The organism is Solidesulfovibrio carbinoliphilus subsp. oakridgensis, from assembly GCF_000177215.2.
Lineage (GTDB): Bacteria > Desulfobacterota > Desulfovibrionia > Desulfovibrionales > Desulfovibrionaceae > Solidesulfovibrio > Solidesulfovibrio carbinoliphilus.
In genome coordinates, this window is sequence record NZ_CM001368.1 from 2,555,001 (window position 1) to 2,570,020 (window position 15,020).

16 protein-coding genes and 1 rRNA gene (1 of these 17 only partly in view) are annotated in these 15,020 nt (G+C 69.3%); 6 read left to right on the forward strand and 11 right to left on the reverse strand.

From position 1 onward, the window contains the following. The 4 genes from DFW101_RS11060 to DFW101_RS11075 form a co-directional block, all read right to left on the reverse strand. Nucleotides 1-284: ribosomal RNA gene (locus DFW101_RS11060) — 16S ribosomal RNA — on the reverse strand; it reaches 1,265 nt to the left of the window's first position. A gap of 586 nt (nucleotides 285-870) precedes the next feature. After that, the gene (locus DFW101_RS11065; protein WP_009181600.1) at nucleotides 871-1,197 is read right to left on the reverse strand and encodes a hypothetical protein; all 327 of its coding nucleotides are present in this window, start codon (nucleotides 1,195-1,197) and stop codon (nucleotides 871-873) included. Then, the gene (locus tag DFW101_RS11070; RefSeq protein ID WP_009181601.1) at nucleotides 1,194-1,466 is read right to left on the reverse strand and encodes a hypothetical protein; all 273 of its coding nucleotides are present in this window, start codon (nucleotides 1,464-1,466) and stop codon (nucleotides 1,194-1,196) included. Before DFW101_RS11070 ends, DFW101_RS11065 begins: the two co-directional genes overlap by 4 nt. Before the next feature lie 73 nt (nucleotides 1,467-1,539). Next, nucleotides 1,540-2,667, reverse strand: a complete 1,128-nt coding sequence (locus DFW101_RS11075) for a glycosyltransferase family 4 protein (protein ID WP_009181602.1) — start codon at nucleotides 2,665-2,667, stop codon at nucleotides 1,540-1,542. Between the two features lie 380 nt (nucleotides 2,668-3,047). On the opposite strand from DFW101_RS11075, the gene DFW101_RS11080 reads away from it, so the two are divergent. Further along, on the forward strand, nucleotides 3,048-3,239 hold the full coding sequence (locus tag DFW101_RS11080) for a hypothetical protein (protein ID WP_009181603.1): 192 nt from the start codon (nucleotides 3,048-3,050) through the stop codon (nucleotides 3,237-3,239). 77 nt (nucleotides 3,240-3,316) lie between these two features. Next, nucleotides 3,317-3,535, forward strand: a complete 219-nt coding sequence (locus tag DFW101_RS11085; protein ID WP_009181604.1) for a hypothetical protein — start codon at nucleotides 3,317-3,319, stop codon at nucleotides 3,533-3,535. Between the two features lie 42 nt (nucleotides 3,536-3,577). Here the strand turns inward: DFW101_RS11085 and DFW101_RS11090 are convergent, their stop codons facing one another. Then, nucleotides 3,578-3,961: a hypothetical protein gene (locus tag DFW101_RS11090; RefSeq protein ID WP_009181605.1), complete on the reverse strand. Its 384-nt coding sequence runs from the start codon at nucleotides 3,959-3,961 to the stop codon at nucleotides 3,578-3,580. Continuing rightward, a complete protein-coding gene (locus tag DFW101_RS11095; protein WP_009105810.1) occupies nucleotides 3,958-4,161 on the reverse strand; it encodes a hypothetical protein in 204 nt (67 codons plus the stop codon). The genes DFW101_RS11090 and DFW101_RS11095 overlap by 4 nt, the downstream gene beginning before the upstream one ends. Nucleotides 4,162-4,669: 508 nt before the next feature. Here DFW101_RS11095 and DFW101_RS11100 point away from each other — a divergent pair. From DFW101_RS11100 to DFW101_RS11110, 3 genes are read left to right on the forward strand one after another with little or no spacing between them, the layout of a single operon-like run. Continuing rightward, nucleotides 4,670-5,980 carry an HDOD domain-containing protein gene (locus DFW101_RS11100; protein ID WP_009181606.1) on the forward strand — a complete coding sequence of 437 codons (1,311 nt, stop codon included), beginning with the start codon at nucleotides 4,670-4,672 and terminating at the stop codon, nucleotides 5,978-5,980. After that, the gene (locus DFW101_RS11105; RefSeq protein WP_009181607.1) at nucleotides 5,977-6,546 is read left to right on the forward strand and encodes a tetratricopeptide repeat protein; all 570 of its coding nucleotides are present in this window, start codon (nucleotides 5,977-5,979) and stop codon (nucleotides 6,544-6,546) included. The genes DFW101_RS11100 and DFW101_RS11105 overlap by 4 nt, the downstream gene beginning before the upstream one ends. Nucleotides 6,547-6,599: 53 nt before the next feature. Then, nucleotides 6,600-8,387, forward strand: coding sequence for a PAS domain S-box protein (locus DFW101_RS11110; RefSeq protein ID WP_009181608.1), 1,788 nt, complete (start codon nucleotides 6,600-6,602; stop codon nucleotides 8,385-8,387). A 14-nt stretch (nucleotides 8,388-8,401) separates the two neighbouring features. Here the strand turns inward: DFW101_RS11110 and DFW101_RS11115 are convergent, their stop codons facing one another. The 5 genes from DFW101_RS11115 to DFW101_RS11135 all read right to left on the reverse strand — a co-directional run bounded on the left by DFW101_RS11115 (nucleotide 8,402) and on the right by DFW101_RS11135 (nucleotide 14,488). Further along, nucleotides 8,402-8,965: a cysteine hydrolase family protein gene (locus DFW101_RS11115; RefSeq protein ID WP_009181609.1), complete on the reverse strand. Its 564-nt coding sequence runs from the start codon at nucleotides 8,963-8,965 to the stop codon at nucleotides 8,402-8,404. Between the two features lie 89 nt (nucleotides 8,966-9,054). Beyond that, on the reverse strand, nucleotides 9,055-10,095 hold the full coding sequence (locus DFW101_RS11120; protein WP_009181610.1) for an SGNH/GDSL hydrolase family protein: 1,041 nt from the start codon (nucleotides 10,093-10,095) through the stop codon (nucleotides 9,055-9,057). 4 nt (nucleotides 10,096-10,099) lie between these two features. Next, the gene (plsY, locus tag DFW101_RS11125) at nucleotides 10,100-10,702 is read right to left on the reverse strand and encodes a glycerol-3-phosphate 1-O-acyltransferase PlsY (RefSeq protein ID WP_009181611.1); all 603 of its coding nucleotides are present in this window, start codon (nucleotides 10,700-10,702) and stop codon (nucleotides 10,100-10,102) included. A gap of 138 nt (nucleotides 10,703-10,840) precedes the next feature. Next, nucleotides 10,841-12,961 carry a ribonuclease catalytic domain-containing protein gene (locus DFW101_RS11130; RefSeq protein ID WP_009181612.1) on the reverse strand — a complete coding sequence of 707 codons (2,121 nt, stop codon included), beginning with the start codon at nucleotides 12,959-12,961 and terminating at the stop codon, nucleotides 10,841-10,843. A 249-nt stretch (nucleotides 12,962-13,210) separates the two neighbouring features. Then, nucleotides 13,211-14,488 carry a phosphoribosylaminoimidazolecarboxamide formyltransferase gene (locus DFW101_RS11135; RefSeq protein ID WP_009181613.1) on the reverse strand — a complete coding sequence of 426 codons (1,278 nt, stop codon included), beginning with the start codon at nucleotides 14,486-14,488 and terminating at the stop codon, nucleotides 13,211-13,213. A 147-nt stretch (nucleotides 14,489-14,635) separates the two neighbouring features. Here DFW101_RS11135 and DFW101_RS11140 point away from each other — a divergent pair, with 147 nt between their 5' ends. Next, the gene (locus tag DFW101_RS11140; protein ID WP_009181614.1) at nucleotides 14,636-15,016 is read left to right on the forward strand and encodes a hypothetical protein; all 381 of its coding nucleotides are present in this window, start codon (nucleotides 14,636-14,638) and stop codon (nucleotides 15,014-15,016) included. The last annotated feature ends 4 nt before the right edge of the window (nucleotides 15,017-15,020 follow it).

Sequence of the window (15,020 nt, forward strand, 5' to 3'; positions counted from 1 at the left end):
AGCCTTGGTAGGCCATTACCCCACCAACAAGCTAATGGGACGCGGACTCATCCAACAGCGACAGCTTGCAAGCAGAGGCCGCCTTTCAATCAACCGAAATTGATTCGTATCCGGTATTAGCGGCAGTTTCCCGCCGTTATCCCGAACAGTTGGGCAGATGATCCACGCGTTACTCACCCGTGCGCCGCTCTACTCAGGGACCGAAGCCCCCTTTCTCGCACGACTTGCATGTGTTAAGCACGCCGCCAGCGTTCAATCTGAGCCAGGATCAAACTCTCCAGTTTAAATCCTTATAGCTGAAACGTGTGTTGCGTTGCCGCAACCCACAATGCTTACAGAAATCACCCGACTCGCTATTTAATTGTCAAAGACCCCGGTCGCTTCGAGCGACCCGGCCGCCCCGTTGGGCGCCCGTCGTGAGCCTGGGGAAGTTACCCGCCCCGCGGCCCGCTGTCAACATCTTTTTTCACTCGACTCCGAAGCGCCGTTGCGCCCCGGCCCGTGTCGGCTTCCCGTCGCGGAGGAGCGTTTCTACGCTTCCCCGTCCGGCCCGTCAACACGTATTTTCAACTTGGCTCGAATCGCTTGCGCGCTTCGCCCCGTGCCCGGCTTCCCGAAGCAGAGTCGGGCTGTCTACCCGACCGCTCCCGGCCCGTCAACTACTTTTTTTCAGAAATCCGCCGAAGGACCGTTGCCCCTCGACCCGCGCTGTCGGCTTCCCGACGCGGAGGAGCGTTTCTACGCGTCCCCGCCCGGCCCGTCAACACTTTTTTTCAACTTTCTTCCGGGCGGCCAGGCCGGCCCGCAATCCCCGTCGCGGCATGCCGCAGCGGGAGTGCGCTTCTACGTGCGGCGGCCGGGGCCGTCAACCTATAAATTGCCCTCGCCCTTGGTATTTTCCAAAACATCATCAATGGCGAAGGTTTGCGACTCGCATTTCCCCGGCCCAAGGGTATAGCGGCTGATGGTCCAGGCGTCGTTGTCGATGACGTCGGCCTGGCCCTCTCCCCCCGGGGACAGGGCCAGGGCCAGGGACTCCAGGAAGGCGTTGGCGTCCACCCACCGGCCCTCGTGCTCCAGGGCCAGGGTGCCGTCCCGGTAGTCCGCCCCTTCGAGCGGGCAGTCCGGGGCGAGGCCCGCCCAGGCTTCGAAGGACAGGCCCCGGGCCTCGCCGTAGACGCGCAGGTCCGGCTTCATGCGTCCGCCCCGCCCTCGTCGGCCAGTATCCGCCCGGCCACCTGCACGTCGTACATCTCCAACGGATCGGTCCCGGTCTGGCGCTTCTTGTACTCGGCGGCCGCCTCTTCGATGGCCTCGTAGGGAATCCAGTCGTGGCGCTCCCAGATCTCGGGGTGCTCCCGGTTCCACAGCCGGAACTCCACCTGGCCGAAGCGTTTGCGGACGTACATGCGCACCCGCTTTTCCAGCGGGTTGGGATAGTAATAGAGGCCCAGGGTATCTTTCATCGCTTCCTCCAAAGTGTGGTGCGGCGTCCCGGACCGCCCGGGGCCGTGGCCCCTGTCCCGGGACGCCGGGAAATCAGCCGGCCGGGCCGGCGAGGCTTCTCTCGAACTCTCCGAACGTGCGCCGGGCGGTCTCGTCCCAGGAGAAAAGCCCGGCCCGGGCCAGCCCCAGGCGGGACATCTCCCGGCGAAGGGCCCCGTCCCCGGCCAGCCGGGCCAGCATCCCGGCCATGCCGACCGGGTCGGACGGATCGTCCAGATAGAGCCCGGCCTCGCCCGCCACCTCGGGCAGGCTCGAGAGCTTCGCGGTCACCACCGGGCAGCCGCAGGCCATGGCTTCGAGCACCGGCAGGCCGAACCCCTCGTACCTGCTCGGATAGACCAGGGCCAGGGCCTTGGAATAAAGGGCCGCCAGGGTCCGGTCTTCCGTGTAGCCCAGCTCGATGGGCGGCGCGCCCTCCCTCCGCTCCCGGGACCAGCCGGACCAGCCGGCCGTGACCAGCGGCACGTCGAGGCCGGAGGCGGCCAGGGCCCTGGGGATGACGTGCAGGTTCTTGCGCGGGTCGTTGGTGCCGACGAAAAGGAAGAACCGCTCCGGCACGGCCGGGGGCAGGGGCGCGTCCACGGGATGGAACACGTCCGGCTCGTGGGCGTTCCAGGTGACGCGGATGCGGTCCGGATCGAGGCCGAGCACCCGGACCATCTCGTCTTTGGTAAACCGGGAGACGGCCATGAACCGGGCCACCCGGGCCAGCCGGCGAAAGAAGAACATCCGGAAATAGCGGACCCGCTCGGCCGGGTGGTGTTCCGGCATGGTCAGGAGCGACAGGTCGTGGACCGTGAAGACGGTGCGCACCCCGCGCGGCACGGCAAAAGGGAAAAAGGCGGCCTCGTGGTAGACGTCGTAGCCCCGGGCCGCCCGCCAGAAGGCGGCCTCCCGCTGGCAGTGCCGGGCCAGGCGCACGCCCAGGGCGGCCAGGGGCGGCAGCCTCCACAAAAGATCGGTCCACCTGGACCGGGCCGCCAGGTCGGCCGGCGGCTCGGGCGGCGTCGGCAGCACCCGCCGGCCGTCGAAATACCCCACTTCCAGCCGGTCGCCGTAGCCCCGCTCCAAGGCGGCGTACAGGCAGCGCAGGTATCGGCCGATGCCGGTATTGACCGTGGCCAGGGGCACGGCGTTGACGATGACGCGCAGCTTTCTCATAGATGATGGTCTGCGGAGAACCGGGGGAGGGAACCCCTTTTTGCAAAAAGGGGTTCCCTCCCCCGGACCCCCACCCTCCCCAAAAACTCTCCAAAAGGGGCGCGGCCGTACTGGCACCCCTTCGTTCGATGGCACGGTGAGCAACGACACGGCAACCCGCCGCAACACCCCCGTCGGGGGGGGGCCGGGGGGGGATCATCCCCCCCCGGCGGGTCCAGGGCAGAGCCCTGGCGGGGTCCGGGGCAGCGCCCCGGCAGGGATAGCGTGGCGGGCCGCCGCTGGCAATGGGGACCGGGAAAGCCGGGACCGGCCTCTTGCCCGGCCGGGATTTCGTGTTACAGTGGTGGCAGGGCGCATCCGCCACAGGGAGGGCATGAGCCATGGAATTCACGGAAACCGTTGTGCTGGCCGGGGTGGCCTACGACTACGACCCGACCTGCCGCATCGCCCTGGCCTACTGCACGGCCTGCGCCCAGGCCAATGAAGTGGAGGTCCGGGTCGAAAACGGCGTCCCCGAGTATCCCGGCTTTGTCTGCACCCACTGCGGGGCCTTCAACAGTCCGGAAGGCTGACCCGGAGTTGCCGGCCGCCGCCGCCTCGGCTACACCTCGCCTCACCGACGCTTGGTGTATCCGGGAGGTCCGCTGCCATGGAGCAGGACAAGAACGTGGCCTATTATCTGGAAATGATCGTCAACGCCCCGAGCTACCAGGATCTGGTCTTTTTCCGCAACCGGACCTTCGACGCCATCGAGGCCACCCTGGCCGCCGAGGACGTGGAGGCGGTGAAAAGGGCCTGGACCGAGCGGGCCAAGGACGAGAACGTGCCGGTGGTGCCGCCGGGACAGAAAAAGACGACCGGCGCGTGATTCCCGGCCGGGAAGGCGCCGACAGGGCCGGGACCTGACCGGTCAGGGGGCGTGGCGGCGTTTGAGGACGAGGTTGAGCGGCGGGCCGGATTTCGGGGAAAAGACGGCCTGGGCCTCGTTGGGGCCGACCATCGTCCCCTTGAGCAGGTGGCCGCTGGCGTGCTGGGCCGCGAACTGGTCGCCAAGGACCACCCCGGCCACGTGGTAGGTGTTGCTGCCGCCGCCGATGTCCGGGATGACGATCACGCCGTAGATCATGTCGCCCTGGCGGGTGAAGCTGGCCGTGACTTCCTGGCCCAGGACCGAGGCGGCCCACTCGCCGGCGATGTCCCCGGGAGGCGCGGCTGCGGCCGGCCGGCCGGCCAGGAGGGCCAGGAGGCAGAGCCCGGCCAGCAAGGCCGGAAAGGGACGCGCGAATCGGTTCATAACAGTCCCTCGCGTCGCATGTGGCTTATGTATTTGGCCCGAATGGCCTTGAGTTCCAGGATGATGGACTCGACCTGCGCGAAGTGGCTCGAGAATTTCACGGCCTCATCCAGTTCGCGCTGCCGTTTGGCCAGCCGCTGGTTGATGAAGTCGAGGAAAGCCTGGGGGCCGGATTCCTTGTTTTCCAAAGACTGCTCCAAAAATATCTCCGTCCGGCCTGCCTGAAGGGGCCAAGGCGGCCAGAGCCGCCGCCGGTGTTACGGCCTATAATCAGGAATGGTCCGGGCTTCAAGACCTTGGCGGGGAAAACTGCCGTCCCGGGAAAAGCGGAAGCCGCCCAGGCCCAGGGAGTGGCCCAAGCGGCTTCCTAAAAAGGCCGTGGTGGCGTGTTGGGGGAGGAGGCTAGGGGGTGGCCGCCACGGCCAGGTGATTTTGGCGGTGCTCATTCGGCTTTCGCCCACCGCGCTTTCGAGAGGGGTAAAGCAAAAGCGAGGCCAACTTGTTCGCCCTGCCCCTATTTTTTTTAACTTGTAAATTCATGCCATTATACCCTCTGGTGCGGCCAGGAACGGTCGATTCGGGATTTGGCCCGGCCACCACTCTTTCTTTTCGGTTAGCTTTATTACAATCTTAACGCCATGGGCCGGGGAAACCCGCGTTCGGGGCCGGGAGTGCGCCCACGGCGGGCCCAGGGGAGGCAACGGCACGGTGAAGCAGGTCAACATCGAGGACGCGGCCCATGGCATGGTGGCCGGCGAAGACGTGCGCGGCGCGGACGGGGTCCTGGTCCTGGCCCGGGGCACGGCCGTCGACGAGGCCCATCTGCGGGCCATGCGGGCCTACGGTGTCCGAAGCCTGTCCGTGGTTTCGGACGAGGCCCCACCCGGCGAGGCCGGGCCGGGCGGCCCGGACGACGGGACGGCGGCAACCGAGGCCCGCTGCCGCGCCCTTCTGGCCCCACGCTTCGCCGCCCTGGACCTTGACGCCCCCTTCGGCCGGACGGTCTTCGATCTGGCCGTCCGGCGCGCCGCCGCCCGGGCCCTGGCCTGCGGCCTGGACCTGGACGCCGTCCCGGCCGCCCCGCCGCATCTGGCCCCGCCGCCGGAAGCGTCGCTTTTCAGCGCCCGGGGCGTGGACCCGCAAAGCCTGGTGTCCGGCGAAGTGGAGCTGGCCAGCCTGCCCGAGGTCCACGTGCGCCTGCTCGACGCCCTCAATTCCGACAAGACCTCGGCCGGCGAGCTTTCCACCATCATCGGCCGCGATCCGGGCCTGGCCGCCCGGCTTTTGAAACTGGTCAACAGCCCGGCCTACGGCTCCCGCGCCCCGGTCGACACCATCAGCCGGGCCGTGGCCCTGGTCGGGCGGGCGGAACTGGCCACCCTGGTCATGGGCCTGGCCGCGGTCCACGCCTTTGGCGACATCGATCCCGAGCTGTGCGACATGCGGGCCTTCTGGAGCCACGGCGCGGCCTGCGGCACCTACGCAGCACTCCTGGCCGCCGTCTGTCCCGGCACCGCCCCGGACCGGGTCTTTGTGGGCGGGCTTCTCCACGACATCGGCCAGCTCGTGATCCTGCGCCGTCTGCCGGCCGCCGCCGGCCGGGCCCTCCTCCTGTCGCGCATCGAGGGCCTGTCCATCGCGGCGGCGGAAGACGCGGTCCTCGGCTTCGACCACGCCGCCGTCAGCCGGGCCCTCCTGACGGGCTGGCATTTTCCGGAAACGCTGACGGCCATGGCCGCCGGCCACCACCAGCCGGACGGCCGGCCCGAGGCCCGGGAGACGGCCCTTGTCCACGTGGCCGACATCCTGGCCACGGCCTGGGCCTGGCCGGCTTTTGCCGGGGCCACGGTCCCCGCCTTGTCCGAGCCGGCCTGGCGGTCGCTCGGCCTGTCCGCCGCGGTCCTCCCCGGCATCGCCGTCGCCGGCGAGGACCGCATCCGGGACACCGAAGCCGTTTTTTTTCCGGCCCAAACGCCGCCCCAGGCCCGGCCCCACCCCGACCCGAGGAAAAGGACATGACCCGCGATACCCGTCCCACCGTTTCCCGCCGCCATCTGGTCCAGGCCCTGCTCGGCCGGGAGATCCTGCCCGACCGGCCCCAGGCCGCCGCGTCCGCCCCGTCCGCCCAGTCCGGGGCCGAGCCGCCGGCCTCGCCCTATGCCGCGGCCGACGCGGCCTACGCCGCCGGCGACTACGCCGCCGCGGTCGCGGCCTACCGGGCCATCGTCCGGGGCGACCTGTCCAATGCCGTGGCCCGGGTCCGGCTCGGCCACGCCCTCTACGAGCTTGGCCAGCACATCCAGGCCCGGGTGGAGTTCGAGCATGTCCTGCGCCTGACGGGCGGGAGCGACAGGCTGGCCCGCCTCGGCCTTGGCCTCGCCTGCCTGGCCCTTGGCAAGCGGGCGCGGGCGGCCACGACCCTTTCCGCCTACGCCGACGCCGAGCGCCCGGAGCTGGCGGCCGCCGCCGCGGAGGCGGCCCGGGAACTTGCCGGCGACGGCGAGGCGGACCTGCCCGCCCTGCGCCAGGGACTCGACAGCCTGGCCCGGGCCACGGCCCTCCTGCCGGAACGGTATTCGGCCTGAGGCCCCGGCCCGATATTGCATCCGCCCGCCACGCGGGCTAGGGTTATCGGATCATGGCCAGCCATCCGTTCGGCGACCATATCCGCCAGAAACGACTGGCGCTTCGCGCCCGCGACGCGCGCTATTCCCTGCGCGCCCTGGCCGCGCGCCTGGGCATTCCGGTCTCGACCTTAAGCCGGCTGGAGCGCGGGGCCGCGCCCCACCTGTCCGAGGAACGCATCCGGGCCCTGGCGGCCGAGCTTGGCGAAAATCCGGACGTGCTGCTCGCCCTGGCCGGCAAGATCCCCTCGGACGTGCGCGACATCCTGCTGGCCCGGCCCCAGGCCTTCGCCGCCCTGGTGCGCGGGCTGGCCGGCTGGACCGGCTGGGCCGACCGGGACGTGACCGCCAGCCTCGATGTGCCCACGCTTCTGACCTCGTTTCGCGAAACCCAGCGCCTGGCCCGGGTGGGCAGCTTCAGCCGCGATCTCGTCACCGGGGAGAACTTCTGGTCCGAGGAGTTCTGCCGCATCTACGGCCTGCCGCCGGCCACTCCCCCGCCGGACCTGGACCAGTTCCTGAATCTCCTGCACCCCGACGACCGGCCGGCGGTCATGGCCGTGCGGGAAAAGCTCCTGGCCGGCGAAGGCCCCCTGCGCTACTCGTACCGTTTCCGGCGGGCGGACGGCCTGTGGCGGCACGCCAAGGCCGTGGCCCGGGCCGAGGTCGACGCTTCGGGCCGGACGGTGCGGCTTCACGGCACGGTCCAGGACGTGACCACCGAGCGGCAAGCCCTCTCCAACCTCCGGTCCATGGCCCGGTTTCCGGAAGACAACCCCCATCCGGTCCTGCGGGTCACCGGCGAGGACCTCCTGGCCTATGCCAACCAGGCCAGCCGCCCGCTCCTCGACCGCCTCGGCCTGAACGTGGGCCAGCCCGTGCCCCCGCGCCTCGGCGACCTGCTGGCCCGGGCCAGGGCCGCCGGGGAACGCCTGGAAGCCGAGATCGACCTTGACGGGGACGGGAACGGGCCCTGGCTGTCGCTGACCGTCGCGCCCCTGCCCTTTTCCGGCGAGGTCAACCTTTACGGCCGCGACATCACGGCGCAACGGACGGCCGGGCAGGCCCTGGCCGAGCTGGAAGTCCGCTATCGCCGGCTGTGCGACGACATGCCGCTCGGCTTTTTCCGGTCCACCCTTTCGGGGCGCCTGCTGACGGTCAACCCGGCCATGGCCCGGCTTTTCGGCCACGCCTCGCCCGAGGCCATGCTCGCGGCGGTCGGGGACAGGGCCGGCCGGCTCTACCAGGATGGGCAGCGGCAGCGGGAAATCGCGCACCGGCTCATCCACGAGGAGCCGGGGCTGCTCCATTTCGAAAACGCCTACCAGCGCCGGGACGGCACGATCTTTCTCGGCAACCTGCACGTGCGGCTGGCCGCCGACGCGGCCGGCGAACCGGTGGTGGAAGGATTCGTGGAGGAGAGCACGGCCCGGCGGCGGGTGGAATCCGAACTGGCGGCCAGCGAGGAACGGCTGCGGACCCAGTTGCGCAACTTTCCCCTGCCGACCCTGACGTTTCGGCTGGTGGGCCGCGAACTGGTGTTTTCCGACGCCAACAAGGCGGCCGAGGCCCTGTTCCGGGGACGCCTGTGCCCGTGCCAGGGCGCTCCGGCCGGCACCCTTTTCGACGACGCGCCGGAGATCTACCTGGCCCTGTGGAGCGCCCTGGAGTCGCGGCTGCCGGAAAAGCGCCGCCTGGAACTGCGGCCGCCGGGCGCGGCCGGGCCCGTCCTTTACGACATGACCTTCGTCTTTGCCGTGCCGGACGCGGTCATGCTCCACATCCAGGAAATCCCGGGCTGACCCCGGCCGCCGGCTCAGCCGGCCAGTTCGGCCAGTTCGGCCAGCACCTGCCCGGTCGAGGCAAAGGCCGCCCCGGCCAGGCGCATGGCCTCCATGGCCCGTTCGCCGTCCCCGTCCTCCAGCTCCGCGGCGGCGACGGCGTCCACGACCACCACCACGGCGAACCCGTGGGCCAGGGCCCCGAGGACCGCCTCCTGGACGCAGTACTCCGTGGCCACGCCGACGACGTACAGGGTGTGGGCCCCGAGGCAACGGAGCAGATCCGCAGCCAGGGGTTCGGAAAAAAGGGACAGGGCGTCCTTGTGAAAGACGATGTCCCCGGGCCCGGCGGCCAGGGCGTCCACGATGCGGGCCCCGGCCGTGCCGGCCACGCAGTGGGGCGGCCAGGTGCGAAATTCCGCCGAATCCTCGGGGTGGGCGTCGTTGTCGTAAAGGACCGGCACGCCCGCCGCCCGGCAGGCGGCCCGCAGCCGGGCCACGGGTTCGACGACCCGGCTGCCGCCGGCGAAATAGAGCCTGCCGCCGGGGATTAGGAAGTCATTTAACATGTCCACGATGATGAGCGCCTTGTCGGCCATACGCCTTCTCCTGCGAAGGCCGGCCCGCCCGTGTCAGGGAAAGGGAGGAATGGGGCGGCCGGCTGTCTCCGGCGGCGGCCCGGACGGCCTCAGTCCGCAGGGGCGGACGGGCCGGCGGGAAGGGCCGCCGGAGCGAGAATGGCCCGACGCAACAGTCCGGCCATTTCCGCATTAAGCCCTACATTGGCGTGGGTGTCCACGCTGTTGACGACCAGATCCGCAGATTTCCGGCCGGCGAGCACCGGGGTCAGGTCCACGGCCTCCACCCCCCGGCCCTTGCAATAAGCGGCCACCCGGGCGGTCATGGGAGCGCTCCCGGCCACGTCGGCCAGGCTCGGAATGAGAAGCGCGATCAGCCGGATATGCCGGTCCCGGCACCAATCCACGATGGCATCGAGCTCGGCCGCGTGGGCCGCCCAGACGACCGGGTCGGCGTAGGCCGCGCGCAGGCGGTCCCAGAACCCGCGCGAGGCGTCCTCCACGTTGCCGACACGGGCCAGCCGCCAATAGGCGAAATTGGCCAGGGCGAAGTGGTCGACCAGGTATTTCGCGGCCGCGCTCTGGGGAAACCGGACGGTAAAAGGCAGCGGGAAATGGCTTTTTTCGGCGGCGCGGTAGATGTCGTTGACGAAATAGGCCAGCACCACCACGTTCGGCGTCACGGGATAGGCGCGCAGGGCCTGGTCCTCGTCCACGGTGTCCCAGCCTATCTTCGAGGCGTGGGCCACCCGCCAGCCCGGGCCGAGCTCCCGGCCGAGGACGTCGCCGAAGCGGTCCTCGGGCCGGTCGATGCCGTGGCCGGCGGCAAAGGAATCCCCGACCACCAGCACGAGCTTCTCCGACCCGGCCTTCGGGCGCGGCTCCACGTCCCGGTAGCCGAGGCTGTTGACCGGATGCCAGTGGCGGTCGAACCAGTTGCGGCTCGACATGGTGATGTTGAACCCGTCGGACTGGGCGAAAAAAAGGGCCATGCCGAGTTCGAGGACAAGGAGGACGGCCAGGACGGCATCGACCGCGACCAGGGCGGCCATGCCGCCGGTCCGGGCCCGGCCGCGCAGCCGGGAGAGGCCCCACATGGCCAGCCCGTTGGCCAGGGCCAGGGCCAGCACGACAAGGAGCAGGTGGCCCATGGGCTTACGAACCGGCCGGGCCGCAGCCCTTGCGCCAGGACTTCTCCTCGCCGGCCCGCAGGCGGGCGATATTATCCCGGTGCTTCCAGACGATCAGCCCGGCCACGACCACGGCGGCCGGAACCAGGGCCACCGGACCGAGAAAAAGGACCAACACCGGCAGGGCCAGGGCCAGGACCAGCGATCCGGCCGAGACGTAGCCCGTAGCCTTGATGACCGCCACGCAGGCCGCGACCGCGAGCAAGGCCGTAAGCGGGGCCGCGCCCAGAAAGACGCCGATGGAGGTGGCCACGCCCTTCCCCCCCTTGCCGTAGAGGAAGACGGAATACATGTGGCCGGCCACGGCGGCGACGATCACCAGGGACAAAAAGAGCCAGGAGCCGGACATGGCCCGGGCCGCCAGGACGGGCAAAAGCCCCTTGGCCAGATCGAGGGCCAGGGTCAAGATCCCGTACCGCGAGCCGCAAAGCCGGGTCACGTTGGTCGCGCCGGTATTGCGGCTGCCGGCCAGCCTCGGGTCGATGCCGCAACCGGCCAGGGCCACGGCCAGGCCGAAGGGAAACGCGCCCACCAGATACGTCAGTCCGATAAAGAAAATATACGCCATACGCTCATTCGCTCCGTTTGCTTCCCCTGCCCCCCTTCCGGGGGTCCGGGGGGAATGATCCCCCCCGGCGGGTCCAGGGCGGCGCCCTGGCAGGGTCCGGGGCGGCGCCCCGGCCGCCGGAGGCATCTTCCTTTTCCCTTATGCGGCGCCGCCTTCCATGAAGAGGGCCTCGGTGCCTTCGGGCAGCCTGGCCGGGATCTCCTCCGCGCCAAAGACGCGCAGTTCGTTGGTCAGCGGGTCGATCCGGCCCAGACGTAGCGCATACCGCTGGCCGATGTAAATCGTGTCGCCGAGCGTGTCGCGGGTGGCCCGGACGTAGATCTGCATGTCCGGCAGGGCCAGGGACACGAACCCGCCGCCGCCAAGGTCCACCACGATGCCCTCGAAGGTCCGCTCGCGGCAGGTGCGCTGCAAAAAGAGGAGCTTCCAGTAGCGCGGCCGAAAGCGCTGCACCCGGCCCACGGCCTCGATGCGGGAGGTGAGGGCCGGCAGGCGGGCCTCCAGTTCGCCCCGGGTCCAGCGGGGAGCGCCGGTGCGGAGCAGGCTTTCGAGCTGGGCCAGGTTCATGAGGTCGGCGTAGCGGCGAAGGGGCGAGGTGACCGGGGCGTAGGCCGGCGCGGCCAGGGTGGCGTGGGGCCGGGGATCGGGCTCGGTCAGGGTCGGCGGCAGCTCGCGCACCACCCGCTGGATGGACGGCGGATTGTCGTGGATGCCCCGGACCTCGGGCGGCAGGGTGGCGTCCTGGGTCCGAAAGAGCATGGCCGCCCCGTGGGACACGGCATACTCGGCCGCGGCGGTGTTGCCGAGGATCATGAACTCGCTGACCATGAGCTGGGACTTGGGATAGGCCGGGCAAACTCCCATATCCACGGCCGTGTTGTCCGGGTAGCCGGAGAGGATGATGTCGGGCTCGGGCCGCTCGATGATGACCGCGCCCCGCTCCAGCCGCTGTTGGCGCAGCCGCACGGCCAGTTCGTAGCCAAGGGCCAGGTGCCCGGGCACGCCTTCCCCGGCCAGGGCGGCCTCGACGGCGGCGTAGGTGGTGTTCTCGGCCAGGCGGACAAAGGTCTTTCGCATGGCGAAGCCGACCACCGCGCCGTCCGGGGCAAAGTCCCACTCCATGACCAGGGACGGCCGGACCTCGCCGGCGCACAGGCTGTAAAGCCCGGTGCCAAGGGCCTCGGGCAGCATGTGGCTGACCCCTTCGGGCAGATAGAGGCTCGAGGCCCGGTGGGCCACGGCCGTATCGAGCGGCCCGCCGAAGTCCCAGTCCAGGGCCGGATCGGCCAGGGCCAGGACCAGCCGCACGCCGCCGTCGTCGCGGCGCTCGGCGAAAAAGGCGTCGTCGATGTCGCGGGTGGTGGCCGAGTCGATGCTGACAAAGGGAATGGGCTCGGGTTCGCGGCAGAGGGCGGCCAGCCCGGCCTTCCTGGCCTCGATCTCGTCGGCGTAGGGTTGCCACCAGTCGTCGCCCGGGGCGTAGTCGGCCGTGTCGAGCAGATAATTGTAATGCGGCGGGACGATGCCCCACTGGGTGGCCAGGATGTAGGCCTGGAAGGGATGCTCGGGCAGGCCCTTTCGCAACATGGCCCAGAGCGTGGCGGCCTCGGGGTCGTCGGCGTCGGCCATCAACCGGCGAAGGAGTTCGGCCAGCCGGTCGGCGGCGGCGGGATCGAGTTTGGCGGCCAGCCCGGCCGCCTTCTTGCGGTCCCCGGAGGCCCAGCCGGTCCACAGCTCCTTGAAAAAGGCCTGCCCGGCCACCACCACCTTTTCCCGCTCCTCGGCCAGGGCCGCCTCGGCCAGGCGCCGCTCCACCGTCTCGGCGGAATAGACCTCGAACTTCGGCGGGTGGAACTTGAAGTGGGTCTTGCACCCGAGCAGGGCCCGGCCCATGGCGGCCACGGCGTCGACGTCGGGCGTCTCGCCGACGAGCCCGGCGAACCACTCGGCCGACTCCTCGCGGACCTCACCCTGGGCCAGCTCCCACAACTCCAACGGCTCGATGGCCTTGGCCGCGGCCTCGCGTTTCGCCTGATGGCCGGAGAGAATCTCCAGGATCTCGCTTCGGTCCCTGGCCCCGTCGTAGCGCGGCCCCATCCAGGGCAGCACGCGGGAGAGGGCCATCTTCTCCTCGCGCCGGGTCAAAGTGTAGAGCCGCAGCCGACCCGAAGACTCCTCCAGCACCCAGGCCACCTGCGGCTGGTTGCCCTGCATGAACTCCACCAGACACCCCGGCCCGGCATACCGCTCCAACGACATGAAATATCCTTATGGGAGGGAGTGAGAGGAGAACCGGGGGAGGGAACCCCTTTTTGCAAAAAGGGGTTCCCTCCCCCGGACCCCCACCCTCCCCAAAAACTCTTAAAGGGGTTTGTCTATGATAATGGCCACGAGGAGGGTGGCACACTGCGCGACTGATACTTTGACGACAGGAATAACCAACTTTTTCCCGTCGAGGGGGTCCGGGGGGATCATTCCCCCCGGCCGCCGGAGGCATCTTCTCTTTACTTAATGTCGAAACGACCGTTGTCCCGTGAAGACCATGGCAACCTGGGGCGTGGCTTCGTTGCAGGCGGCGATGACCTCGGTGTCGCGGATGGAGCCGCCGGGCTGGGCGATGGCCGTGACCCCGGCCGCGATGCACAGGTCCACGCCGTCGCGGAAGGGGAAAAAGCCGTCCGAGACCAGAACCGTGCCGGCGAGGCCGCCGTTGGTGGCGTCGGTGCGGGCCGTGATGTCGGCCAGGGATTTACGGATTTCGGGATCGCCCTTGGCCTTTTGGGCCAGTTCGTAGAGCGACAGCTTGTGGGCGGCGAAGGCCAGGCCGTCGGCATACTTGGTCTTGGCCTTGTGGATGGTCAACTCGACCACGCCCACCCGGTCCTGCTCGCCGGTGCCGATGGCGACGGTTGCTCCGTCCTTGACGAAGATGACCGAGTTGGACGTGACGCCGGCCTCGACGGCCCAGGCGAAAAGGAGGTCTTCGGCTTCCTGGGCGCTCGGGGCCCGGGCCACCACCGTGGTGCCGGCCTTGTCCGTGGCCTGGGCCGGCAGGAAATCGCCGACAGCGAGGATGCGGTTGCGGAAGGAGAACTGGAGCACCAGCCCGCCGTCGGCCAGGGACTTGACGTCCAGAAACGGCTGGCCCACCAGCTTGTCGAGCTGGGAGAGGCCGGGCAGGCGGAAAATGCGGAGATTCTTCTTGGATTTGAGGATCTCCAGGGCCTTTGGCTCATAGTCCGGGGCGGCCACCACTTCGACGTACACGGCGTTTATCTGCTCGGCCGTGGCCACGTCCAGGGTCCGGTTGACCACCACGGCCCCGCCAAAGGCGGCGATGCGATCGGCCGTGAAGGCGGCCTCGAAGGCCACGGCCAGGCCGGCGTCGGACCAGGCCGCGCCGCAGGGATTGTTGTGCTTGAGGATGACGGCGGCCGGTTTGGCGGTCAGGTACTGTAATATGTTGACGCCGTTGTCCACGTCGGTGAGATTGGTCTTTCCCGGATGCTTGCCGCTTTGGAGCAAATGCTCTTCGGTCGCGGCACAGACGAGCCCGTCGCCGGGGCCGCGAAAAGTGACGCCGCCGAGCGTGAGGCGACCGTCGACCGGGGCGTAGAGAGCGGCCGGCTGGTCCGGGTTTTCGCCGTAGCGCAGGCCCTTTTCCTCGCCGTCGATGGTCCAGGTCCGCTTGGCGAAGGTGAGTTCGGCGTCTCCGAGCCTGATGGCGAGTTCGGCCGGGAAGGGATCCTCCACCATGGTGGTGTACATTTTTTTCAGGTCGCTCATGGCTGCGCCGCTCCTTGCGTTGTCGTGCGTGGGGATGCCTAGCACAGCCGGCGAGGCTCGGCAATTTGCATTTGGAAGGCCCGGGCAATTCTGCTAGGAAGGCCTGTCCGCGCCCTGCGCGGCCGTATTTCGGGGAAGGGAGCGCTCGTGGAACAGGTGTTGCTGAAATTGGCCAGGCAGCTTCGGGCCTTTGACGAAGCCTCGCTCATGGCGCTCTGGGACAAATACGCCGACTCGGTCACCCGGTTCGAGCCGTCCCAGCGCTGGGAAGAGTCGGTCCTGGTCCTGGCCATGATCCAGGGCATGCGTTTTAAAAACCAGTTGTTCAATCACCATTGGGCCGAAGGCCGCCTGCCGGGCCAGCCGGCGGCGACCGCGCCGGCCGTTGCCGCGCCCGCGCCGGCCGCCGCCACGGACGCGGCGGATCGTCCGGGCGAAGCCGGCACGCCGGCGCCGGCACCCGCCGCCGGCAAGCCGCGCCGGGGCAAAGTCCTGGCGTTTCGACCCAAGGAGAGAGGGGAGTCCTAAGGTT